The 24,268-nt window shown below is 62.4% G+C and carries 20 protein-coding genes and 1 tRNA gene; 7 read left to right on the forward strand and 14 right to left on the reverse strand.

Annotation, left to right across the window (positions count from 1 at the left end):
- Positions 1-102: 102 nt before the first annotated feature.
- The 3 genes from NKJ78_RS22660 to NKJ78_RS22670 are packed head-to-tail and all read right to left on the reverse strand — an operon-like array spanning position 103 to position 3,744.
- A complete protein-coding gene (locus NKJ78_RS22660; protein ID WP_023683182.1) occupies positions 103-1,074 on the reverse strand; it encodes an ABC transporter permease in 972 nt (323 codons plus the stop codon).
- Between the two features lies 1 nt (position 1,075).
- Positions 1,076-2,215 (reverse strand): ABC transporter permease, encoded by a 1,140-nt coding sequence (locus NKJ78_RS22665; RefSeq protein WP_023686470.1) that lies wholly within the window; start codon positions 2,213-2,215, stop codon positions 1,076-1,078.
- A complete protein-coding gene (locus NKJ78_RS22670) occupies positions 2,212-3,744 on the reverse strand; it encodes an ABC transporter ATP-binding protein (protein WP_352461088.1) in 1,533 nt (510 codons plus the stop codon). The genes NKJ78_RS22665 and NKJ78_RS22670 overlap by 4 nt, the downstream gene beginning before the upstream one ends.
- A 218-nt stretch (positions 3,745-3,962) precedes the next feature.
- On the opposite strand from NKJ78_RS22670, the gene NKJ78_RS22675 reads away from it, so the two are divergent.
- Positions 3,963-4,169, forward strand: coding sequence for a SlyX family protein (locus NKJ78_RS22675; RefSeq protein WP_196813821.1), 207 nt, complete (start codon positions 3,963-3,965; stop codon positions 4,167-4,169).
- A gap of 13 nt (positions 4,170-4,182) precedes the next feature.
- Positions 4,183-4,569: a hypothetical protein gene (locus NKJ78_RS22680; protein ID WP_352461087.1), complete on the forward strand. Its 387-nt coding sequence runs from the start codon at positions 4,183-4,185 to the stop codon at positions 4,567-4,569.
- Here NKJ78_RS22680 and NKJ78_RS22685 read toward each other — a convergent pair.
- The 4 genes from NKJ78_RS22685 to NKJ78_RS22700 form a co-directional block, all read right to left on the reverse strand.
- Positions 4,564-5,025: a GNAT family N-acetyltransferase gene (locus NKJ78_RS22685; protein ID WP_352461086.1), complete on the reverse strand. Its 462-nt coding sequence runs from the start codon at positions 5,023-5,025 to the stop codon at positions 4,564-4,566. The two genes, NKJ78_RS22680 and NKJ78_RS22685, sit on opposite strands and share 6 nt — an antisense overlap.
- 89 nt (positions 5,026-5,114) lie before the next feature.
- Positions 5,115-6,104, reverse strand: coding sequence for a BMP family lipoprotein (locus NKJ78_RS22690; RefSeq protein WP_023683177.1), 990 nt, complete (start codon positions 6,102-6,104; stop codon positions 5,115-5,117).
- A gap of 252 nt (positions 6,105-6,356) precedes the next feature.
- A complete protein-coding gene (locus NKJ78_RS22695; protein ID WP_023691865.1) occupies positions 6,357-6,680 on the reverse strand; it encodes a hypothetical protein in 324 nt (107 codons plus the stop codon).
- A gap of 116 nt (positions 6,681-6,796) precedes the next feature.
- Positions 6,797-7,543 (reverse strand): hypothetical protein, encoded by a 747-nt coding sequence (locus tag NKJ78_RS22700; RefSeq protein ID WP_352461085.1) that lies wholly within the window; start codon positions 7,541-7,543, stop codon positions 6,797-6,799.
- 360 nt (positions 7,544-7,903) lie between these two features.
- On the opposite strand from NKJ78_RS22700, the gene NKJ78_RS22705 reads away from it, so the two are divergent.
- A tRNA-Ser gene (locus tag NKJ78_RS22705) sits at positions 7,904-7,993 on the forward strand.
- 166 nt (positions 7,994-8,159) lie between these two features.
- Here the strand turns inward: NKJ78_RS22705 and NKJ78_RS22710 are convergent.
- Complete coding sequence (locus NKJ78_RS22710; protein ID WP_023683173.1) at positions 8,160-8,612, reverse strand: BA14K family protein; 453 nt, start codon at positions 8,610-8,612, stop codon at positions 8,160-8,162.
- A gap of 509 nt (positions 8,613-9,121) precedes the next feature.
- On the opposite strand from NKJ78_RS22710, the gene NKJ78_RS22715 reads away from it, so the two are divergent.
- Positions 9,122-9,520 (forward strand): hypothetical protein, encoded by a 399-nt coding sequence (locus NKJ78_RS22715; RefSeq protein ID WP_352461139.1) that lies wholly within the window; start codon positions 9,122-9,124, stop codon positions 9,518-9,520.
- A 903-nt stretch (positions 9,521-10,423) separates the two neighbouring features.
- Here NKJ78_RS22715 and NKJ78_RS22720 read toward each other — a convergent pair.
- The 3 genes from NKJ78_RS22720 to NKJ78_RS22730 form a co-directional block, all read right to left on the reverse strand.
- Entirely contained in the window at positions 10,424-15,379 is a 4,956-nt protein-coding gene (locus NKJ78_RS22720; protein ID WP_352562639.1) for an autotransporter outer membrane beta-barrel domain-containing protein, read from the reverse strand.
- Between the two features lie 414 nt (positions 15,380-15,793).
- Positions 15,794-16,087 (reverse strand): hypothetical protein, encoded by a 294-nt coding sequence (locus tag NKJ78_RS22725; protein WP_023704064.1) that lies wholly within the window; start codon positions 16,085-16,087, stop codon positions 15,794-15,796.
- A gap of 192 nt (positions 16,088-16,279) precedes the next feature.
- The gene (locus NKJ78_RS22730; protein WP_352461141.1) at positions 16,280-18,073 is read right to left on the reverse strand and encodes a PAS domain S-box protein; all 1,794 of its coding nucleotides are present in this window, start codon (positions 18,071-18,073) and stop codon (positions 16,280-16,282) included.
- A 155-nt stretch (positions 18,074-18,228) separates the two neighbouring features.
- Here NKJ78_RS22730 and NKJ78_RS22735 point away from each other — a divergent pair, with 155 nt between their 5' ends.
- Positions 18,229-18,597: a response regulator gene (locus NKJ78_RS22735; protein WP_023737601.1), complete on the forward strand. Its 369-nt coding sequence runs from the start codon at positions 18,229-18,231 to the stop codon at positions 18,595-18,597.
- A gap of 431 nt (positions 18,598-19,028) precedes the next feature.
- Here the strand turns inward: NKJ78_RS22735 and NKJ78_RS22740 are convergent, their stop codons facing one another.
- Both NKJ78_RS22740 and NKJ78_RS22745 read right to left on the reverse strand, forming a co-directional pair.
- On the reverse strand, positions 19,029-19,187 hold the full coding sequence (locus NKJ78_RS22740; RefSeq protein WP_023726519.1) for a hypothetical protein: 159 nt from the start codon (positions 19,185-19,187) through the stop codon (positions 19,029-19,031).
- Positions 19,188-19,316: 129 nt separating this feature from the next.
- The gene (locus tag NKJ78_RS22745; RefSeq protein ID WP_023737600.1) at positions 19,317-21,317 is read right to left on the reverse strand and encodes an AI-2E family transporter; all 2,001 of its coding nucleotides are present in this window, start codon (positions 21,315-21,317) and stop codon (positions 19,317-19,319) included.
- A 185-nt stretch (positions 21,318-21,502) separates the two neighbouring features.
- Between NKJ78_RS22745 and NKJ78_RS22750 the strand changes: the two genes are divergently transcribed.
- Positions 21,503-21,736 (forward strand): hypothetical protein, encoded by a 234-nt coding sequence (locus tag NKJ78_RS22750; protein WP_023686482.1) that lies wholly within the window; start codon positions 21,503-21,505, stop codon positions 21,734-21,736.
- 196 nt (positions 21,737-21,932) lie between these two features.
- Positions 21,933-23,012: an aminopeptidase gene (locus NKJ78_RS22755; RefSeq protein ID WP_031253196.1), complete on the forward strand. Its 1,080-nt coding sequence runs from the start codon at positions 21,933-21,935 to the stop codon at positions 23,010-23,012.
- 29 nt (positions 23,013-23,041) lie between these two features.
- Here the strand turns inward: NKJ78_RS22755 and NKJ78_RS22760 are convergent, their stop codons facing one another.
- A complete protein-coding gene (locus tag NKJ78_RS22760) occupies positions 23,042-24,247 on the reverse strand; it encodes an ROK family transcriptional regulator (protein ID WP_023737598.1) in 1,206 nt (401 codons plus the stop codon).
- Between the last annotated feature and the right edge of the window lie 21 nt (positions 24,248-24,268).

The following is a 24,268-nucleotide window of genomic DNA, read 5'->3' on the forward strand; positions in this document are numbered from 1 at the left end:
CGTTCTCTCCGACGATCGTGGTCAAAACCCGGCCATTTGCGTTTTCCTGGCGCCTTTCGAGCACCAGCCGCATGTTCGACACAGTGCTCCTGGGCGCCCGGATCAACGTTCCTTGACATAAGGCACGCCGCCGGCGCGCGGCGGGATCGCCTTGCCGATGAAGCCGGCAAGCAGGATCACGGTCAGCACATAGGGCAGCGCCTGCATGAACTGCACCGGCACCTTGCCGATCAACGGCAGCGGCGAACCCTGTAGGCGGATCGCCGCCGCGTCGAGGAAGCCGAACAGAAGACAGGCGAACATGGCGTTCACCGGTCGCCATTTGGCAAAGATCAGCGCCGCCAGTGCGATGTAGCCCTTGCCCGCGGTCATGTCCTTCACGAAGCCGCCATTCTGCACCATCGAGAGGTAGGCGCCGGCAATGCCGGTCAGCACACCGGTGCAGATCAGCGCCCGGTAGCGCAGCCAGGCGACCGAGATGCCGGCGGTGTCGACGGCGGCCGGGTTCTCGCCGACGGCGCGCAGGCGCAGGCCGAAGCGGGTGCGAAACAACACCCACCAGGTGAACGGCACCATGGCGAAAGCGAGATACACCAGAATCGAATGGCCCGAGAGCAGCTCGGAATAGATCGGCCCGATGATGGGCACATCATGGATCGCGGCAGCACCTGGCAGAGTGATGGCCTCGAAACGCTCGCCCGGCTGCAGCGCCGGCGTGCGCCCGCCCTGCTGGAACCAGGCCTGGCCCAGAATGATGGTCGAGCCGGCGGCGACGAAGTTGATGGCCACACCGGAGACGATCTGGTTGCCGCGATGGGTGATCGAGGCGAAGCCGTGCACCAGGGCAAAGGCGACCGACATCACGATCGCCATGCCGAGACCGAGGAAGGCCGAATGGAAGACCGAAGCGGCGGCCGCACCTGCAAAGGCGCCGACCAGCATCTTGCCTTCCAGCCCGATGTCGAAAACGCCTGCGCGTTCCGAATAGAGGCCGGCGAGGCAAGCGAGCAGCAGCGGCACCGACAGGCGTATGGTCGAGTCCAGGATCTGCACGATGGCGATGAAGACGTCCATCTCAGGCGCCCTTCCCTTTGACCGCTTCGATGCCGACCGACCTTGGACTGAACGAGGCGAACAGCGCCTGGACGTAGGGCCGGAACATGTGCTCCAGCGCACCGGCAAACAGGATGACCAGGCCTTGGATGATGACGATCATGTCGCGGGAAATCGCTGGCATTTCGAAGGCAAGTTCGGCGCCGCCCTGGTAGAGCATGCCAAACAGGATCGCCGCCAGCACGATGCCGACCGGATGCAGACGGCCCATCAGCGCCACGGCAATGCCGACGAAGCCGGCGCCGGAGACGAAATCGATCGCCACATTGTGCTGGTCGCCCATCACCGGGTTCAGCGTCATCATGCCGGCCAGCGCGCCCGAAATCATCATCGCGATAATGATGATGCGGGTCTCCGAAATGCCGGCATAGCGCGCCGCTTTCGGGCTGTGGCCATAGGTGCGCATCTCGTAGCCGAGCTTGGTGCGCCAGATCAGCAGCCAGACCAGGAATGCCATGAGCAGCGCCAGCAGGAAGCAGATGTTGAACGGCGCCGAGCGGATCTTGGCGCCGAACAGTTCGATGATCCAGTTGAGTTTGGGCAGTTCGGCGCCGGCGAGGAAGTTGCGCGTCTGCGGCGCCTGCGACGCCGCCGGCTTCAACGGCCCAACCAGGAGGTAGACCATGATCGAGGCCGCGATGAAGTTGAACATGATGGTGGTGATGACGATGTGCGACCCGCGCTTGGCCTGCAGATAGGCCGGGATCAGCGCCCACAGCGCACCGACGGCGGCTCCGGCGACGATCGCCAGCGGAAAGGTCAGCCACCACGGCAGCACAGTGTCGAAGGCGAGGCAGACCACGCCCACGCCAAGGCCGGCAATATAGGCCTGGCCCTCGGTCCCGATGTTGAACAGGCCGCAATGCGCGGCCACCGCCACAGACAGGCCGGTGAAGATGAAGGTGGTGGCATAGAACAGCGTGAAGGCAATGCCGGTTCCCTTGCCGAAAGCGCCCTCGACCAGGATGACGGCGGCACGAAACGGGTTTTCGCCGACCAGCATGACGACGAAACCGGCAACGATGAAGGCCACCGACAGATTGATCAGCGGGATCAGCCCATAATCGGCCCAGGCCGGCAGCTTGGCGTAAGGCGTGCTCACTCTGCCGCCTCCTGGCGCTCGACACCGGCCATCAGCAGGCCAAGCTCGCCTTCGGTCGCCTCCGGGCCGCGCTCGCCGACGATGCGGCCGGCAAACATCACCAGGATACGGTCGGACAGCGAGCGTATCTCGTCGAGCTCGACCGACACCACCAGCACCGCCTTGCCCTGGTCGCGCATGGCAATCAGCCGCTTGTGGATGAATTCGATGGCACCGACATCGACGCCGCGCGTCGGCTGGCCGACGATGAGAACACCGGGGTCCTGTTCCATTTCCCGCGCCAGCACGATCTTCTGCTGGTTGCCGCCGGAGAAATTCGCCGTCTTCAGACGCGGATTGCCGGGACGGATATCGTATTTCTCGATCTTGTCCTTGGCGTCGGTCATGATGGCGTCGATGTTGAGGAACGGCCCTTTGAGGTAGCGCGGGTCGTCATGGTAGCCGAGGATCGAATTCTCGTTCTCTTCGAAGGCCAGCACCAGACCGACATGATGACGGTCTTCCGGCACATGGGCGAGCCCACGGTCGCGCAACTCGCCGGGATCGGCGGCCCCCGTCAGGTCGATCGGCTTGCCGTCGAGCATGACCGAGCCGGAAACCGCGCGCCTGATGCCGGAAATCGCCTCGAGGAGTTCGGACTGGCCGTTGCCGGCGACACCGGCAATGCCGACGATCTCGCCGGCGTGGATATCGAAGGAGATGTCGTCGACCATGGTGACGCCGCGCTGGTCTTTCACCGTCAGGTTCTTGACGGCCAGCTTGACCGCGCCGGCCTCCGTCTCGCCCTTTTCGACCCGCAGCAGCACGCGCCGCCCAACCATCAGTTCGGCCAGTTCGCCGACTGTCGTCTTGCTGGTCTCGCGCGTCGCCACCATCGTGCCCTGGCGCATGACCGAGACATTGTCGGTGATGGCCATGATCTCGCGCAGCTTGTGGGTGATCAGCACCACCGTTTTCCCCTGGTCCTTCAACTGCCTGAGGATGCGAAACAGATGGTCGGCCTCGGCCGGCGTCAACACGCCCGTCGGCTCGTCGAGAATCAGGATCTCGGCGCCGCGATAAAGCGCCTTGAGGATTTCCACACGCTGCTGCAGGCCGACCGGCAATTCCTCGATGATGGCGTCGGGATCGACTTCCAGCCCGTATTCGCGCTCGAGCCGCTCCAGTTCGGAGCGCGCCTTGGCGATGCTCTTTTTCAACAGCGCATCGCTTTCGGCGCCGAGGATGATGTTTTCCAGCACGGTGAAATTGTCGACCAGCATGAAGTGCTGATGCACCATGCCGATGCCGAGCGCGATGGCGTCGTTGGAGGTCTTGATCGACGCCGGCTTGCCGCCGACGCGGATCTCGCCGCTGTCGGCCTGATAGAAGCCATAGAGGATCGACATCAGCGTCGACTTGCCGGCGCCGTTCTCGCCGACGATGCCGTGGATGGTGCCGCGTGCGATCTCCAGATTGATGTCGCGATTGGCGCGAACGGCGCCAAAACTCTTGTTGATGCCGATCAGTTCGATTGCGGCTTGCGCCATGCAGCCTGTCCCACTCTTATTTTTTTATCGCTTGGTCAAAACGCCTAGCATGATGCCCCACCCGTGCCAATTGGCGGCGCAGTGGCCACTCTCGACAAATCCCGGTGCGCTTGTCAATTTCGAACGTGGCCGCAGACCTTCACATTCACTAATATGCAAGGCTCAACAGTCGCATCATGCTGCAACTGCGTGCACCAGGACCTGGGGAGTTTCGAATGATCATGCCTGTCGACCGGCTGACGACGCTGGAAATCCGCGCCGCCGAGCAGGAAAAGACCATCGAGGAACTGTCGGGCCAGATCGCCGAGCAGTGGACGGCGATCGAACGCATGCAGCGCAAGCTCGATGCCCTGACCGGGCGCTTCATGGCGCTGGAGGAACAATCGGCACCCGACGTGCCGATAACCAAACCGCCGCACTGGTAGCAAGGAGAAGCCTATGGCCAGTGAAAGCGATCGCATTGCGCGGGCGGGCGATTATGTGCTTGGCCTGATGAACGATCGCGACCGCGAACGTGCCGAGCGCGACCTGGAGATCGATCCCGCCTTCCGCGACACGGTGATGCGGCTGGCCGAGCGCATGCATGTCCTCGACCGTGGTGCGCCATCGGGCGGCAGCGATCGCTGGCGGCTGATCTCGCAACGCATCGCCGAACTGCCGCAGATGCGTGTGGTTGGCCAGGACGAAGCGAAACCGGTGATCGGCAGACTGGAGCGGAAGCCCTATGGCGTCGGCGTGCATTCGCTCGGTGGCCGACGCGGCGCCGTCATCGCCATCGCGCTGATGGTGGTGTTTGCGCTGGGTTATCTCGTCGGACAGCTATAGGCCGAGTTCGCGCGACATCAGCAGCATCGGGTAGCCGTCCTGCTCAAACGACTCGACCACTGCCCAACCGAGCCCGGCATAGAAGTCTCGCGCCACCCACGTATAGAGGTGGGTCCTCTCCACACCGATCGCGGTTGCATGCGCTTCGATGGCTGCAACCAGCGCGCGGCCGATCCCTTTGCCGCGGTGGTCGCTATCGACGACCAATCCCGCCAGCCAAGGCGTCAGCTCATGCGCGGGTTCAAGTTCGTGGCGAACCAGCAGGCAGGTCCCGACCGGGACGTCCCCTATCCGCGCCACAAGCGCCGCCTCGAAGCCATCTCCATTGAGCAACTCGCGAAGCCCGGCGACGTCCTCATTCAGCGTTCTTGCGCTGCCCTCGAAAAAGGCGGCGATGCGCAGTCGCGCCACTGCATCAACATCGCGTTCCGTCATCGGTCCGATGGTCGGCTTCACTCTCGCCTCTCAAGTTGCGGCCCCCTTCAAGACCCAAAAACAAAACCGCCGGACTCTCGGCCGGCGGTTTCAACTCTAATGGATACAGATCAATACGGGCAGGCGTTGTCGGCGGTGTAGTCGTGCACCTGGATCGTGCCGGCGATGATGTCGGCCTTGGCCTTTTCGACGGCAGCCTTCATCTCGTCGGTGACCAGCGCCTTGTTGTTGTCGTCCATGGCGTAGTCGACGCCGCCTTCCTTGAGGCCGAGATTTTGCAGGCCGCCTTTGAAGGTGCCGTTCTTGCCGTCCATGAAGGCGGTGTAGACGGCCACGTCGACGCGCTTCAGCATTGAGGTCAGCACCTTGCCGGGCTGCAGGCCGTTCTGGTTGGAATCGACGCCGATGCCGAGCTTGCCGGCATCCGCCGCCGCCTGCAGCACGCCGACGCCGGTACCGCCGGCCGCGGCATAGACCACGTCGGAGCCCTGGTCGATCTGTGTCTTGGCGATCTCGCCGCCCTTGGCCGGATCGTTCCACGCCGCGGGCGTGTCACCGGTCATGTTCTGGATGACATCGGTCGCACCGGCCGCCTTGGCGCCGCCGACATAGCCGCATTCGAACTTGCGGATCAGCGGAATGTCCATGCCGCCGATGAAGGACACCTTCTTGGACTTCGAGGCCATCGCCGCCAGGATGCCGACGAGATAGGAGCCTTCGTTTTCCTTGAACACAAGCGAGCGGACATTGGGCATATCGACGGCATCGTCGATGATGGCGAAGTTGAGATCGGGATATTCCTTCGCGACCACCTTCAGCGCATCCTCCCAGGCAAACCCGGCCATGACGATCGGGTTGCGGCCGTCCTCGGCGAAGCGGCGCAGCGCCTGCTCGCGTTGCGAGGCGTTCGACACTTCGAACTCGACATAGGCGGTGCCGGTCTCGGTCTTGAACTTTTCGGCGCCGTGATAGGCAGCCTCGTTGAAGGATTTGTCGAACTTGCCGCCGAGATCGTAGAGGATGGCCGGCTGGACATCCGCGGCGAAAGCCGGAAGAACCATTGCGGTTGCGGCCAGGAGGCCGAGAACGATACGTTTCATGTGATCCACACCCTGTCGGTTATTTTTTTCCGTTACGCGCCGTCCGCCTGCCCGGTTCTCCGGCAGGCATGCGGCATCAGCCAGGAGTGTACTCCCCTCCCGCTCAAGGCAATCTGGCACGGCCCGAAACAAAATTCACGCGGAATTTTGACCTTTTGGAAAAGCATGCCCCCCGTTGGAAAAACATGCCCAATGCGGTGACAGCTGTGGACGATTGCCGCGTTGTCGTCGCAAGTCCGCTGGGACAACCCATCAGCCCGGCGCGAATTCTCCGCCGCGCCGCCGGCGCCGGTAGCCGATCGCATAGAGGATGAAGGCAAGCACCGCGAACACGGCAAACCCCGGCTGGGCAAGCACCCAGGCGATGCCGCCATCCCATATCATCGGATTGACCTTGGCGCGCACGAAGGTCTCGAAGGCCGCGCGGGTGTCGGGCGAAACCGCCAGCCAGCTCGAATTCAGCGGCGTCATGACCAATGCGGAAGCCGCCACCGAGCGCGTCGCGTCGAGCACGGCCATGATGACGGCGACCGAGAGTGCGACCATGGCCGCGAGGCGAAACAAAAAACGCAGCATCGAAATCTTCCCCGGTCCTCAAGTTCCTCCCGAGGACCTTCCGGTCAAAGGCGAGGAATAGAACGCGCACGCCCGGCGTGCAATCGCCATACGCGAATTTGAAGCCTATCGCCCGCCTATATGGCCACCTTTCGGCTCCGCCGATGGACGAGCCAGACGCCGAGGACGGCGCCGCCAATGGCCCCGACCACCAGCCCGGCAAGGCCGATGAACACCGCGAAGTAGCCGCAGCCGCCTTCGAAACAGCTGATGTCGGTGGCTTCGGCGATCCCCGCGCCAAGCGCGAAGCCGGCGACAGTGCCGACGACGGCGCCGAGGATGATGCCGGCCAGCGCGGCGACGATCGAACTAAAGGCTGACGGTGCCTGCGCTTCCGGCCTTGCATAAAAGGCCTTGGCCTCGTCGCGGCGGCGCAGCAGGTAAATGCAAAAAAGGCCGATGACGATTTCGGTGGCGGCGATCGCAAGCTCCCTGGCGGAGACGGTGAAATCGGGCACGGTCAGCGCATAGACCTGCTCGGCCAGCCGCCAGGCGATGGTGGTGATCTGCCAGATGGTGAAATGACGCGGAAAGCGCGCGGAACGGCTTAAGGCGAGGCCGAGCAGATAAAGCCCCCACACGATGGTGACGATGTCGAAGGCCAGTCCGCCAAGCACGAAATAGAAGACCCTGTCCGGCAGGCCGGAACTCTCGAACAGCCACCGCGCCGAGACCAGCCAGTAGACCGACCATGCCATCACGAAGAGGAGCCAGACCACGGGCACGAAGGACAGCCCGCTGTCCGGACGCCCTGCGGGCGTCAGCCCGCCTGGCATGCCTCCGGCCGGCGTTCCGCTGGCCGGCTGTTCATTGCTCGATGTCATGTCTGGACGATGCCCCCCGCAAAGCCTCCGCCGCACTCGACAGGTGGCGATGGGCGAAGTCAAGCGCGGCCGGCCCTGCCGCCTTGCCCGTGCACACCATTCAGAACCGAAGCGCCTTAGAAGCGGAGCCGTTCAACGCCCCGCGAAACGATGCATGGCCGGCAAAGCGAATAGACTGCCGTTATGGCTTGGCATTCGGCGCCGGATCGACTAGATGAGCCCCGCGCCTGTTTGATTGACGGGCGCCGGGAAGGGCATCCGCTGGTTGGCGGTGTCCATCAAGCGGGTCTTCCCGCAAATCCCAAAGGGATGCATCTCCCCAACCCGCGTGGCAAAACCGGCCGGCGCGAATGCAAGGACGGAGAGGTGGCCGAGTGGTTGAAGGCGCACGCCTGGAAAGTGTGTTTACGGGAGACCGTAACGCGGGTTCGAATCCCGCTCTCTCCGCCATCGCCATTGATCGGAACCTTGCCCAGCCGGATATCTTGAGTCTCGTGGCGGCGGAGCATTTGTTTATCCCTCACAGCGATGTCGGGTCTCGTAACCCTAATTCGCCGTCACGCCTCACACAAAGAAAAACCCCGCCGAAGCGGGGTTCTCATTTCGGTCAAAAATCTCAGTAGGGAGAATTGCACTCCCGACGAGGGCCGTAGTTCGGCTGGTAGGTGTTGTCCGAGGCGCGGTAGCTGCGGTAGTGATCGTAGCACCACTGCACATGCGAATCGCCACCCCGGTAGACGCGATGGTTGTTGTTGAGCGCGCCGGTAATCAGGGCGCCGGCAATGAATGCTCCGGCGGGGAACCAGAAATCGCCGTGGCGGCGATAGCCGTGTCGGTAATGGCGCGAGCCGCGATGGCCGTTCCAGTAGGGGCCGTCATTGTTGTAGCGCGAGAAATTGCGATCGCCGCGATGCTTCATCCACGGCTTGTAGTCCACCGCCTGCACATCGGACGACGCCGAAGGCGCCTGCGGCGTGAACATTTGCGCTGCACCTGCAGGCACAGCGGCGGTGGCCGCGAACGAAACTGACAGCGTGGCCGCCAGCATACCCGATACAATCTTATTCATGATCTTCTATCTTTCCGTTGCCGTCCCTTATGGGCTTTAAACGGTTTAAGAGCGTTCCGGTTCCGCCCGCCTGCCACAACAAAACCCCACACTTGGCGGGGTTCTGTCGTTTGCGATGCGGAGCGGTTAGGCGGAGAGCTTCGCAACCATCTCCGGAGTCAGAATGCAATGCGCCCATGCCTCGTCATCAATCGGCTTTAGGCTGTCCGCCAAGATCTATCCCGATTGGGATCCACGTTCATGAAGGATCGCACGCCGCAAATCCCGCGGACCTTGCTGGTACTAACCCCTCCCATAACCATAGACGGCAAGATTTGGTCTTTGTGGGTTATCATTGCGCCGAGTTCGAATTTCCACGCTCGCTTAGTGGAGAGCTACGTAGCGCCGAAGCGGAAGACGCGACTTGTCGACAAGGCGTAGATCCCATGGTTGGCGGGGAGCGTTGGGCGTGTCCTTGTGCCGGCGCAGGGATGATGATTTGCTGCGATTCAACAAAGCGGGGGAACGCCATGGCGGACACGGTTATGAAGGCTCCGGTTCTGGATGTAGTTTTAGCATCTGGGATCGACGCCGCCTTAGGCACGGTGTCGGTCACATTTGGATCAATCGACACAAAGAGATTCCAACTCGATTTCTCCGCACAATGTGTTCCTTTGGCAATTGCTGCCCTCTCGGTCGAGATGGGAAAGCTCGTCGCCACTCTTCCTGCCGAAATGACACCAAAACTGCAGGGCATTTCTATAACGAGCACTCAACTGGCCATGAAAGAGGACGGCACTGTAGCCATCTTTCTCCGATTGGAGAGTGGAGCGGAACTGCCGCTTGATTTTCGGTTGGACGACCTCACCCGCCTGCGCCAACAAATAGACGAAGCGCTTACGCCGGCGGATCGAAAGACCCACCACTGATATAAGCTTCGTCCCGCTCTACATCCGCGCCTTGTCATCTCGCTGGTTGCTGCCGGCGTCTGGCGATTCCGGCAGCGCGATATAGTGGGCATGGCTTCCTGCCCCTGCTGGCCGGGCTCGGCACAACCGGGCTTAATGAAACAAACTGCGACATAGCGCGTTGAGGCTCATTCGCGGAGGGAGCTTCAAAAATGGATCCGGTAACGGCTGCTGTGCTAGTTTTGCTTTCTGGCAGCCCCGGCCAGGGAGTCTGCGGACCACTCGGTACATCACCGGCCGTTTTCGGATCCCTTGACACATGCCAGTTGACGCTAGCGAGGAGGCTCGCGGACGCGCCCAACGGAGAGATTGTCGGTCGATGCCGTTTAATCGATCCGATGGCTACAGGTTCCGTTCCCGCGGGATACAGGACCATTGTCGTCACGCGGGGCACAGGGGCGGATTCGGTGAGCCGTCGCTATATCGTCCCGCACAAGGACTGAAGCCCGCGACATCGCCCGCACCTCTTGCGTAGGGGAAAGAGGCGCGGGGCCGACCGGCTGTTTTGCCTTGCGCAAACGCTTTCGGCTGGCAAGTTCATCAACCGGCTACCCGCAGCAGCAGTTCGGGCCGGGGTTAATCTCTATGACGGCCGCGTCTATGGGCCTGGCGGCGAAGGCTTCATTCGCCTGAATGTCGGCTGCCCGCGTCCCCTGTTGCGCCAAGGGCTGGAGCGCATGTCCAGCGCGCTGGCATCCCTGTGATCGAGCGCCAGGGTGCTTCGGATTCGAGCCTGGTACTTGATGCCGGCAGCCGTTAAGGAAACGTCCGAGGGCGACGAGCCGGGTGGCCCGCAAGTCCGGATCCATAACCGTGCCGGACACGACGCTCAAGCCAAGGTCGACATGTCCATCTCGATCGCCGCTACCATTTCACAGCGAACCCGAGCTTGGCGCCCAGGGCGTGGCTATCGCCAAAATCCTTGAGGCTTGTCCGCGCTGTCCCTTCTCCGAAGACGGCGTAGCGACCGTCCGCCCAGCTCAGCGAGCCACCAAGGCCGACACCGCCCCACAGCGCCTGATTTTCGCTGACCAGCTTCGTGCCAGAGACGTCGACATCATTTCCGTCGAGGAAGTCGTAGTAAAGGTTGCCGAGCCCGTAGATGTGGGTGCGGCTGACTTGCCCCGCTTCGTCCACCCACTGGTCTTCATAGTCCGCGGAGAGGCCGAGGCGGCCAACGAGGCTGTTGCTGCTGCCGGGCGACACGACGGCGCCAAACGGGTCGGTGAACGCGTCGAAGTCGACCGACGAATAGGCAAGCTGGGCCTGCGGCGTCAGCGACCAGTTGCCGTTGAGGGCGATCTTCTGTCCGGTCTCGATGCTCAGCCCGTAGCCGAAACCGTTGTTGCCGTCCGCAAGCGTGGTGCCCAGCGTGGCCGACCGGATGTCACTGTCATACCATGTCGCCTCAGCCTGCGCGTCGACGTAAAAGCCACCGCTGCCGAACCAGGTGAGCGTGCTGCCGACGCCGTAGCCGGTGGCAGCGATCGACCCTGCCCCGAAGATCGAGGAGACGTCCGACGACGCGGTTCCGTAGTGGGCCGTAATCCCTCCGATCAGGGTACCGGCGTCGCTTTCGTGCAGCAGGCCATCGACGCCGGCCTGCAGCTTCCAGGTGGTCACGTCATAGTTCGTGCCGGAGGTCGACGTCTCCGGCTTGATCTCGGCATGGGCAGCTTCGATGCGCGCCCATATCGCCTTGCCGTCGACCGAGCCCTGGCCTGGCAGGTCCGCACCTTGCGGCGTAGCACCCTCGCCCCACGACCGATTGCCAATGCGTTGCTGCATGGTGCCCAGTTCATTGAAGGCCTGCAGCACCCCTTCATAGGCCTCGTAGAGAGGCACGCCGGGCGAATAGAGCGGCTGCGGATCGGGATCGCCGTTGACCAGGGCCGAGCGCAGATACCAATCGCCATCGGCCGGTGTGCTGACGCCGTTCTTGTAGAGCCTGTATGCGTAGGCGCCCGCGACGACCGCTGCATCGCCTTCGAAGGTATAATTGCCGTCGAGCGAGAAGCTGCCGTTCGAGACGCCGCCGACGTCGACGATCTTGATGCCTCCGACCGTTTGGGCGCCCGACCCGCCGAAATTGACGACCTGAAGGGTACCCGTCCCTGACGTGTTGCCGGCGATCACCAGCATGTCTGTCGGCGAACCGTCACCACCGAGCGCAGCGTTGAGAACGACGGCGCCGCTATTGCCGACATAGTCGCCGCTTACGGTAAGTGTGTCGCCTGGGACGCCACCCGCGATGCGCACCGTTCCGGCGTTGCTCAGCCCCGCAATCGTCTGGGACGTGCCGGCAAGATCGAGCGTGGCGCCCGAGGCGACGGAAAACTGCGAGGAGGAACTGAACGCGTTCGCAGCGCCCGCGGCAAGCGTGCCGCCGCTGACCGTAGTGGCGCCGGTAAAGCCTGAGTTGTCCAACGCAAGCAGCAGCGTGCCTTGGCCGTCCTTGATGAACGTACCGGCGCCCGAGAACACGCCGGCATAGCTGGCGGAGGCGACTTGGTCGAATGTGAAGGAGGCGCCGGCGCCGATCGCGACATCGCCACCGAAGCGCTCGGCTGCCGAGACGAGGCCGCCTTGATTGACGGTCCAGTCCAGCAGCGACGTGCCTGACAGCGTCAGCACGCCGGCGCCATCCTTCATCATTGCGCCGGTGCCGGAGATATCGCCGGCGAAGCTGGCGTCCGCCGCCTGGTCGAACACGACAGTGCCGGAATTGCCGATGTCGCCACGAATCGAGGTTGCATCGCCGACCAGCGTGCCAGCGCTGACCAACGTGTTGCCGCCATAGCTGTTCGTTCCCGTAAGCGTCAGCGTGCCGGCGCCGGTCTTGGCAAGGCTGCCAGCGCCAGAGATCGCACCGGACAAGGTCAGGTCGGCCACAGTGTCGAAGGTGCCGCCGGCCGACGAAAGCGTGACGTCGCGCGCCGAGCTGAACGCCGCTGTGTTGCGCAGCGTCCCGCCGGAGAGCGTTAGGCCGCCAGCGGCAACGCCGAGATTGTTGTCGGCTGAAACAGATAGCACGCCGCCCAGGACGGTGGTGCCGCCCGTGTAGGTGTTGGCGCCGGACAGCACCAGCGTGCCCGCATCGGTCTTGGTCAGGCTGCTGGTCCCGGTTAGCACGGAGGCGATGGTGGCGGTGTAACCTGCTCCGGCCACCGTGCCGTCGCCGACCCGAATGATGCTCTCGCCGCCAGCGCCATCAAGCGTGATGGCGTCGCCTTCGATGCGGTAGCCATCGGCGGCGAATTGCATGCCCGTAATCGCAAGCGCGCCGGCGCTGCCGTCGGCGATGACGGTGCCGCCGAGCGTCTGGAAGATGGCGAAGCCGGGCTGCGGCTTCATCGCGCCAGTTACCAGGCCGGTGCTCGTCGTCCAGTTCAGGCTTGTCGCCGTCCACGTGCCGTTGCCGCCGTCGACCAGATCATTGTTGGCATTGCCGGCCGCGTCACCATCCCAGAAGAGCAAGTCGGTGCCGACGCTGCTGACGAGATTGACCTGGTTGGCGACGGAGGTCTGCACCGTCAGGTCGGCGGCCGTGACACCGGCCGGCAGATTGCCGAGCTCGAGACCATTGTCGGTGAGTGCGCCGCCATAATTGATTAGCCGGTAGACGCCAGGCCCGAAGCCGCCGACATCGGTGATGTTGAGGCTGCCGTCCAGCGTCAGCGCGCCGGTCACCTCGATCAGGTCGTTGACACCGCCGCCGACAATGCCCGCCTGGCCGAGCTCGTAGTCGAGCATAGAACCGGAGCTCAGGCTGAGCGATCCGACCGTAAGCGTGCCAGGGCTGGACCCCGGCGCCAGCACACCGCCATCGGCGACGATCACCGCGCCGCCGATCGAGCCGGAGCCGCCCAGCGTGCCGCCGCTGTTGACCGTCGTTTCGGTGCTGCCGAGCGAGCCCTCGACGATAAGCTTGCCGCTGTCGACGGTGGTGCGGCCGGAATAGGTACTGTCGCCCTTGAGCACCAGGGTGCCGGCGCCCTCCTTGTAGACGCCGCCCACGCCGCTCAGCTCGCCATTGGCGGTCAGCGTCGTACCCGCCGCCGCGCGGAAGTAGCCATAGGCGGAAGTGAGGTTGACATCGCGGCTCATGGCGAAGCTTGCTGTCGTGCCGAGTTCGCCGCCGTCGAGTGTCAGCAGGCCCGTCGCGGCACCCAGATTCTGGTCCGACGCGACCGAGATGCTTTTGCCGGTCCCGACCTTCGTGCCGCCGCTGTGGGTGTTGGCACCGGTCAGCGTCAGCGTGCCGAAGCCTTCGATGTCGACGCTGCCCGAGCCGGAGATATTTCCGCCGAAGGTGTGGGGGCCGAGGTCGAGAAACGAGACAGCGCCGTTGTCCAGGATATCGCCACGGATCGCCACGGTGTTGCCGGCAAGCGTTCCTGCATTGACGATGTTGCCACCCGTATAGCTGTTGGACAAATTGGTGACGTTGAGGGTGCCGGCGCCGCTCTTGACCAGTGTGCCGGTGCCGGTCACCTGGCCTGACACGTCCAACTGCGTGCCTGCCACCGTGTCGAACCCGCCGGTCGAATTGATCAGGACATTGCGATTGGTGGCGAAGCTGGTGGTCGTGCGCAACGTGCCGCCGTCGAAGGTCAAGCCGCCCGAGAGGGCGCCCAGATTGTCATTGTTCGAAATCTGCAGGATCCCGCCGGACAAGGTCCAAGGCGTGACGGCAGTTGTCGTCCCCGTTAGGGTCCAGGTGCTGTTTCCGGTTTTCTCGTAGAACCCAAACCCGTCATATTTGGCGCCAGCGCCGATCTGCGACACACCGAAACTGGCGCTGATATCGCCACCCAGCTTGAATGTATCCGCGGCGCTGAAAGCGACCACATTGCCTGCGATGGTGGAGCCGGCCTGAATCTCCAGCGAATTGACGCCGCCGGTGAACTGGATGGCTTTGCCGGCTGCCGGCGTTCCGCCACCGGTGCCGACGGCACCGCCGCTGATCGTACCCGCATTGATGACCGCGATGTTGGCGCCCTTGATCCCTGCGGCGCCATCGCCGCCTGCCAAGGAGCCCTGACCGCCACTGCCGCCAACGATCGTCGCACCTAGCTTGTTGATGACGGTTCCACCTGAAAGCAGCAGAACAGCGGCGCCACCGTCCCCACCGCCGCCGAGAACTGTTCTTCCACCGGCACCCCCGAGCAGATTCCCGCTGTTCTGGATTGTCCCGCCGCCCATCAGGACGATGGCAGCTGCGCCGCCGCCACCACCTGCTTGGACCCCAATTGTGGAGAGACTCGTGCCGCCGGTAACGCTGCCGCCCGCCTCTACAAACACGTTTGCGGACGAGAATATGCCGACGCCGCCACCACCGCTGCCGCTGTTGCCATTGGTCCCACCTCGGCCGCCAGTGCCACCACTCACCGATCCTGTGCCAGTGACTGTAACGTCGGCCGTGGCACTGACGCCCACACCGCCACCGCCACCGCCGCCGCTCCTGACGACGCCATTCGTGCCAGGGGAGCCCAAAGCGCCGGCCCCGCCGCTGATGCTGGTTGCAATGGTCCCGTCTGTCGAGATGACCAGACCCGTAGCACCAGTGGCACCGGCAACGCCATTTGGGTTGTTGGCTGTCCCACTTACCGCTCCCGATCCTCCTGGCGCCCCGTCACCCGTCGTGAGGTCAATGCCGCCACCACCGCCACCAGCGGTCGCGCCATTGGCGGCATTCTGACCCGTGGCACTCGCGAGCGCGCCGTCAACGCCACTTTGTCCAGCGCCTGCGCTGCTACCATTGCCGCCATCGGCCCGAGCCGGCGCGGCGCTCAGCGCAAGGGCAACAGTTAGGATCATCAAGGCGGAAGTGCTGGAGCGAAGCGACACGACTTGCGGCAAGCGCGCGAGATGCAAAACCCAAAACCCATCACGCGCAATCCGCTCCGCCATGCCTAAGCTCCCTGATTCCTGAGTGCGCGAAGGCAGCATGAAAGCTATTCGCCCGCAAGAGGTTTATAGTCATGAGAGCTACCAAGAAGCTAACGGTGATCAGTAAAATGAAGTCTGCGACTTTTGAACGACAGAAAGTAGTCAATATTAGATATAGCTTATTAAACAGAGACCTTACGGAATCGCGAGAACAATCTCGCTGCATCAATTTATGCGGAAACGTTCGGACCTCCTGGGCTCCAGCCGATCCCATCGGGCGGAGGTGAGTTTCGCCTCTACGGGGGCGATGAGGCGCTAGGCTGCCCCTTGGGCGACCCCTCACTATCCTGCAAGAAGTGATTCTGTAATCGACTCCCACTCTGCGTCTAGCTTGCCAGTTGCCACAGGCTGCCCGGCGCGGCGGTACCAGTAGGCTGCATTAGAAAGGTCGCCTTCTTTGCGGTGCAGATAGGCATGAACCCATACAGAGGCCGGATCAGATTCGTTGGCCTGCACACACTCATGCGCCCGCTCCCAATCGCCCTGTCTATCCCACCATAGAGCGTGGAGCGCCATCCCAAGATTCGCCGGGGGCTCTACTCCCTGAAGGGTCGCACGGAACTCGTCGATGTCCATAGTTACCTCGCCTCTGGCTACGCCGGTCCTGTCCCGTTCCGTGCAACGAAATGCGCCCTCTGCCGGTGATTTGCTCTGTCGACTTTAGCAATGGCTCTGGCGATCTTTAGCGGAAACGGGGTTTCCGCTCGACGAAGGCCGCATCAAGGGCTTCCAATTGACGAATGCTCGTCGCAGGGCTGCTTCCTGCTTCTAAGCTTCATGGACGGCAGAAGCTGCCACGGAAGCCAAAGGCGCTTCCAAGCTCCATGTTATGCCATGCGGACCGTGTTCGAGAATTCCCTGCCCACTAACCGCTGCGGGCGCGACCCGCTTCAGCACCACGGTTCCAAAGCCACCTTGTCCGACAGTCTGAACCTGCGGACCATCGGTTTCGACCCAGGTGAGGTGAAAGAGCCTCGAAGCACTGGAACCGGTGATGCCCCATGTGACCGAGATCCGGCCCTTGTCCCCTGAGAGCACCCCGTATTTGGCCGAGTTGGTCGCCAGTTCGTGGAAGGCAATCCCGAGATACTGAACTGCGTTGGGACTGAGCACCAATGATGGGCCCGACATTTCGATCAAATCCCCCCGCGGGAAAGGCTCGACCTGGGCCGCCAAAAGGTCGCTGATCGTGGCACCCTTCCAATCCGCCGATACAAGCAGGTCGTGAGATCGTGACAACGCCATGATGCGCTCGCGCACCTGGGTTTCAAATTGTTTTGGCGTCTCCGATCGCTTGTTGGTCTCCCGGATCATCGACAGGATGACCGAATACTGGTTTTTCACCCGGTGGTTGACCTCGCGCATCAGCATGCGGATGCGATATTCATTCTCCTTCGCCGACGTGATGTCTCGCGCTATCTTCGATGCGCCGGTGATCTGCCCTGTTGCGTTACGCACGGGCGATATCGTCAGCGAAACCGGAACCAGGCTGCCGTCCTTGCGCTGGCGGGTCGTTTCGAATGGTTCGACGCGCTCGCCACGGCGAATGCGTTGGAGGATGCGGGGTTCCTCGTCCTGATGGTCTTCGGGGATCAGCATGGTCACCGACCGGCCAATCGCTTCCTCGGCGGTATAGCCGAAAAGCCGTTCGGCGCCCTGGTTCCAGCTTTTTATGATGGTGTTGAGATCCTTGCTGACGATAGCGTCAAATGAGGATTCCACGATCGCCGAAAGGTGCTGCCTGGTTTCTTCGGCACGTTGGCGGTCCGTCAGGTCCAGCAGCATGTTGACGGCGCCAATCAGAGCGCCGTGCTCGTCCCGCAGGGGTGTCGGGTAGGGCAGGAACGGAAAAAACGATCCATCGGGACGCTGCGCAACAGCTTCCTGATTGCGGACCGGCCTGTTCTCCTTGAGCGCGATGGCCATCGGGCATTCATCGTGCGGCAATTCCTTGCCGTCGGCAGTGAACAGCTTGAACGTCACGCACCATTTATCCTTGCCGATTTCAGGCTCCCTGCCTGCCAGATCGGCCGCGGCGCGGTTGTAATAGGTGATCGTCCCATCCTGATCGGTCGTGTAGATGGCGACGGGTAGGCCGTCGAGTATCTGGTGATAGGTACTGTCATGCTGCCTGAGCTCCGAGCGGGTGTGCACCAAGTCGGTTACATCGACCGTGAAGCACCGGGTGTTGATCAGCTTGCCGTCCCGGAAATGTCCGCTTGAGGTGACTTCGACGTGCTTGATCGATCCATCGCTGGCCCTCAATCGCGCCGGATATCTTACGATCTTCTCGCCATTGGCAAGGCGACCCAAAATGTCCTCTATGACGTCCCGGTCGGGATAGAACTCGGCGATGTGGCAACCGAGGTAGTCCTCTGCGGGATAGCCGAGAAGGTCGAGCTCAGCCTGGTTGGCATGCACGATCACGCCGTCTGCGTTCACCAGATGCAGGGCAACGGCGCCGTTTTCGAAGAAATCCTTGTAATCGAAATCCAGACTGTCATTGCTGGACACTCCCGGGTTTTCGAAGGCGACAACAGTCGCCTGTGTTGCTTCATGCATCCCAAACACCTTGTCCAGTCCAACCAAATATAATGCGGCTTGGATCAGTTGGTTCCCATTGCTCGCGATCTCGACCCGCTGCGTACGGGAAACGGACCCTAAAAGGGTCGTAGCCTCGACTCGTCTTCCATCTACAAACGTGCGATCATCCGCGCATGGGCAAACCCTTGGTCCTTGTCGTCGACGACGAAGCCTTGATAGCACTGGATATGGAGTCCACTCTTTCGGAGGCGGGCTTTGCCGTGGCATTGGCAGCGACATGTTCCCAGGCGAAACGTTTTCTTGCGGACCATACCCCCGCCGCAGCGATCCTGGACGTCAGGCTGTCGGACGGCGAGGCTGTTGACGCGGCAAAAACCTTGGCAGGGCGGGCGGTTCCTTTCATCGTCTATTCCGGCTTGGGGGTCGAGGAAACCCCCGAAGCGTTCTCGTCTGGCGTAAGAGTGATGAAACCCGCCGGACCTGCAGAAGTGGTCCGAGCTCTCAAAGCGATGACCGCCGGGCAGCAGAAGGCGACGGGATAGCCGTGCTCTGAGCACCTTTGGTCTAAAATAGCCAGGCGCTGCCGGAGCAGCTGCCGCGCCTCACGGAGCAGCGAATTGCGGCCGGTGCCGATCAGGCGAACAAGGTCGCGCGCTTGATCCTCGGTGATGCCCGCTCTCCCTGGCAATTGACAGCACCAGTGCTTCATACCCTTCCACTTTCTTAGGGTCGTGCTTGCCCGTGCTGATCATGCCTTCTCCATCGGCTCAACGCCAAGATCTGAGAGAGACTCATTCCTCGACGCACGGTCAACCTCGCTGTGCCGCGTTTGAACGGCAGAGATAACGGCTCAACTATTGCGTTGCGAGGATCGATCCTGGCACAGCCAAGTGGCCGGTCCGTTCGCATGATAATGCGCCCCCCGCAGGACGGCGCCAGCATGGGCCAGATCGACCAGACAGATTGAGCGGTCCTATGTCTCTCCGAACTCGGTTTCGTTTCTTGACGTCGGGTGCCGCTCGTAGTCAACGGGCGGCGGCAGGAGCACGACTTCGGTCTCCTTGCGGCCGAACTCCCGGCCGATCTGGAACGCCGCATAGATCGCGCCGAGGCGGATAAGGAATCTAAGCATGGGGGGTCTCCTTCGACGTTAGGAACCGCAAGGCCGCGAGATTGTTCCATGGTTTGCGAGTGGGGACGATCTTGCCGTCGCACCAGACATTTCAGCGCCGGCGCGGAAATCTGAAACATGGCGGTGCGGCTAGGCTGTTGCGGCCGTCGCCTGGGCCGGGGCCCGTTTTCGAGGGGCCGGACGGCGTCGGTCGCGGCGTTTCGAAACGACTTTGAGGGGAACGGCTGGCGCTGGAGAAAGTGCGCCAAGCACAGCGTTGACCATGCCGTGGGCTACGAAATCGGCGCTGATGTCGGCGGCCAAAGCTTGCCTTTCTTGCCCGACATCGCCCTGCTCCGCGTCTGACCAGAACACAATCCCAATTCTCAAACCTGCCTTGGCGCGCTTCAGTCTCCGGACCAGAAAGCGGGCATGCTTGAGCGAATCCCGGTTCAGGAAACCGACCACGACGGTGTCGATCGCCTCTAGTTCGAGACGACGAATACCTGCCGGCTCCATATCGACAAAACTGGCCTTCGCCACCGTAGCACCTTGCACCTCCAGCACCTGAGCGAGCATGGCGGCAGCGGCATCGTCGAGTTCGCCGCGACCGCCGGCACAAAGCACCGACATGTCCTTGCCGTCGGGCAGCTCGATCTCTTCCTCTTCGACGCCATCTGTTTCCCTGCTCGCGCTCCCTTCCGCGGTGGTTGTCGGCGCATCTTCCTCGCTTGCCTCTTCCTGTGCATCGTCGGCAAGATTTGCCACAAGAATTTGGGCGCTCGCCGCCACCTGCCTTCGCTGTTGATCGCCCATCACGCCACGCATGCGGTCCTGCTCGCCCAACAGGAGAGCAGGAATGGCGACCGTGTCGTAGAAATCGATCAGGTACTTCTCCTCGAGGATCTCCTCGGCATGGTCAGTTGCCTCGTCGGGATCGCCGGCCAGGAGCCGTTGATAGAGCCGGGCGTGAGCTTCAAGGACGGGCTCGTTGCCAAACAGGACGTCGAGAAATTCGAACTGCGGAACATGTCGCCCGAGGACGACGAGGCAAACTGTCAGCGGCGTCGAAAGGACCAGGCCGAGGGGCCCCCACAACCATGTCCAGAAAATTGCCGCAACGATGATTGCCAAAGGAGAAAGTCCCGTGCGCGAGCCATAGAGCCACGGTTCGATGACGTTGCCGGTTAACAATTCCATGACGACAAACAGTGCGGCGGTCCACAGCACCAGCGACCAGCCGGGCGCAACCGCCAAGGCCAGAAACAAGGGCAGCAGCATGCCGATAACAGGGCCGATATAAGGAACGAAGCGCAGCGCCAGTGCCAGCAACCCCCACAGCAGCGCGTTGGGAATGCCGAGCACCCAAAGGCCAATTGCGATTGGTATCGCGTAGACGATGTTGACCACCAATTGCATGATCAGATAACGGCCAACCCGTTTGCCGGCATCCTGCAATGCCTGCGTTGTGCGATGGAGGTCGCCATAGCCGACGAGGCGGATAAACCGGTCGCGCAGATCCTCGCGCTCAAGCAACATGAAGATGACGACGATGATGATCAGGCCAGCTGATGCCAGCGGGCTGATCAACGGTCCGATGATGTTCTGCAATACCTCCAGAGGTCTCTCGCGGGCGACGATCTCGACCGGTACGGGCTCGCGCCGGGGCTTGTCGGCCGCAGGCGGCGCCACATCCTGCTTGTCGATCTCCTGACCGACGCGCTCGATCACCCCGCTCAGCCTGGCAATTATGCCGCCACCAACGCCCGTCTCCTTGAGGGAACGCACCTTGGTCAGAATGTTTGTCTGGTAGACGGAAATGTTCTGAGCAAGCTCGCTTACCTGGGTCGCAACAATGAAGCTGAACAGGCCCAGGGCCGCGAACGCGCCAATCACGCTCAGAAGCACTGCGGGCAGCCGAGGCAAGCCGACACGCTTCAGTGCGGAGACCATCGGCACCAGCGCAAAGGTCAAAAGCAGCGCGATGGCAATGGGAAGGAACACCTCACGACCGAAATATAGCGCAGCTACTGTCGTGACGATGGTTGCCACGGTAGGCAGAGTTGTGCGCGGATGGGCATTGCCTGCCGCAAGAATCCGTCCTAGCCCTCGCTCGGACGATGAGATGTCGTTTCGACGATTGGCAGCCACGTGATTCCCCCCGTTTCCTAGCGATAGTTAGACCCATTCGCCTGCCGGGCAATGTTTAGCAGGGCCGAATACATACGTTTTACGGTTTTGCGCCCTGGGTGCTGTGCTCTGACGGTTCAGTCGATATCGTCGGAGCCGCAAATCTGTGGTAAAGCCGCCGCCCAACCAACCAAAGGACGACATCTGTGAGCGAACCGACTGTGGCCGAAGCGACCGAAAGTATCTATGCCTCGCTGCGGGCGGACAATGCCGACATCGACGCCCATATCGCGACGCTCAAGGCCGCGCTGACACGAGAGGGCGCAAAACAGGCGGTGTTCGATCCGGCCAAATTGGCGCAGAACAACCGCTCGGGCCGTAAGTTGATGCAGGCTTATTTTCGCCAGCGCGGCGTGAGCGTGAAGTTTTCGGACCAGTAGCGCGCGGCAGCTTGGGGGAACCGCGCCTCCGGACGGTCCGTATCTCGCTCGCTCCGCCCTGCGGCGGCCTTTCGTCAATCGTAGGCGAATGGCCGCATCGCCCTGCCCAGGTCGGTGTCGCCCCCTACCCTGCAGCTCTTGACGGAAACCGGTGCCTCCTGTTTGAGGGTGACCAGGACGTTTGCTGCATGGGGAGATGGGCAAGGGTGGGCAAACAGTGAAGCGCGTTCTTCGGATGCTTGCCGCGGCGATCATGGCGTCCGGGGCGACCGGCTGCACGAGCATTTCCTACTACGCGCAGTCGTTGCAGGGTCACGCGCAGATCATGGCCGCGCGCAGGAATGTCGGGAAACTCATCCTTGACCCTTCGACGCCCGAGGCATTGCGCGCGAAATTGACGTTGGCGAGCGCGATAAGACGGTTTGCGACGGATGAACTGGCATTGCCCGAGAACAGCAGCTACCGCAGCTATGTCGACATCCATCGCGACGCCGTGACCTGGGCCGTTTTTGCCGCGCCGCAATTCTCGCTCGCGCCACAAACATGGTGCTTTCCGGTCTTCGGCTGCGTTCCATACCGGGGTTACTTCTCCCGGAAATCCGCGGCTGAAAGCGCTGTCGAGCTTCAAAGACAAGGCCTCGACGTCTATGTCTCGGGCGTCACCGCCTATTCCACGCTTGGCTGGTCGAGTGACCCGCTGCTGAGCACCATGCTGCGTCAGGACGACACCTATCTCGCAAGCCTTGTTTTTCATGAACTGGCGCATCAGCGGCTTTATGTGGATGGCGATTCCGCATTCAACGAGGCATTCGCCGTTACCGTCGAAACCAGCGGCGTCAGGAAATGGCTGCGCGCCGCCGGCGACCGGGCCGGATTGCGCCGCTACGAAGCCGATCGCAAACGCAGCGCCGATTTTCTCGGGCTGGTGGCGAGGACGCGCGACGAGCTAAGGCAGGTCTATGGTAGTCCCCGTACCCCGGAGCAGATGGCGACTGCCAAGGCGGCCGCGATCGAGAGGATGCGGGCGCGCTACAGGCAGATGCGCGACAAGCACTGGGCGGGATACCGGGGATACGACGCCTGGTTCGCTGCCCCGATCAACAACGCAAAGCTCGCCGCGACTGCCGTCTACGGTGAACAGGTTCCGGCCTTTCTTCGCTTGTTCGACCTGTGTTCGGGCGACTATCCAAGGTTTTACGCTTCTGTCCGGCGGATCGCGGATTTGCCCAAATCGTTTCGCGCCGAAGCGCTCAAGGCTGCGGACACATGCAATTGACTTGAACAAGCACAGGCTGGTCCTGACGATCACCCCAGCGACAGTTCCTTCGTCTGGTGTCTCAAAACGAGGCCGACCGCGCCCAGCAAGGCATCGTTCTCGGTGTGCTTGCCAACGATGATGCGCGTGCGCAGGGCGGGAGCGACATCGCGGGACTTGATCAGCGTATGGCGTTCATAGGACGCGATCAGCGGCGTCAACAGAATGTCCCCTGCCAAAGCCATGTGGCCGCCGATGATGATGAGCGGCGGATTGAGCACCGAGCCGATCAGGCCGAGACCCCGGCCGGCGATCTCGGCGGTATCCTCGATCATCCGCAACGCCCTGACGTCGCCCTGCTCGGCCATGGCGATGACATCGTCCATGGTGACTTGCCGCCCAACGACACGCGAAATCTGTTCCAGCGGCCGGGTAAAACTCGCGTAGAGCTCCAGGCAGCCGCGATTGCCGCATCGGCAAAGGTCGCCGCCGGGATCGATGCTGATGTGCCCGAATTCGCCGGCGCCGCCGGCGACGCCCGTCACCAGCCGGCCATGCTGGACAATGGCCCCGCCGACACCCAGATCGATCTTGAACAGCACGAAATCGTCCTGGCCGACGGCCGCACCCCACATCAGCTCGGCAATGGCCGCGCAGTTGCTCTCGTTGTCGGCGAAGATCGGCTGTTCCAGAACGGGTCCAAACACATCTCGTATGTTGACGCCGGCCCATGTTGGAACCATGCTGGCGCGCAGCACAACTCCATCGCGGCTGACAGGGCCGGAGACGGAGACACCAACCCCCAGGAGCCCCGCCACCGGCAGACCGTTTTCCCTGTAAGATTGGGCAATTGCCGATTTGACCGCCTGGGCCGCCTGTTGCGGCTGGTAGTCCAGCGCCATTGGAATATTTTGTTCGGCAATGACGGAATGCGAGACATCGGCGACGATGAGCCGTATCTGCTGAAGAGCCAGGTGAATGCCGACGCAGGTGCCCGCTGTCGGATTGAGCGTCACCGCCGCGGCTGGCCTGCCGATGCCTCTGATGCCGTCGCGGCTGGTCGGGGCTTCGATCACCATTCCAGACTTTTTCAAGCCGTTAAGCGCGGTTGACACCGTCGAGCGCGCCAGGCCGGTGGCGCGTGCGATCTGCAACGCGGAGAGTGCGCCGCGCTCGCTCAGGCAGCGCACGATCATGCTCTCCGGCGACGCGGAGGGTCTGTCGATCAGCCAGGTTCTAAGCGAAGGTTTTGTCATGGCTCAACATAAACATCGTTG

Source organism: Mesorhizobium sp. M0037 (assembly GCF_040323635.1).
Lineage (GTDB): Bacteria > Pseudomonadota > Alphaproteobacteria > Rhizobiales > Rhizobiaceae > Mesorhizobium.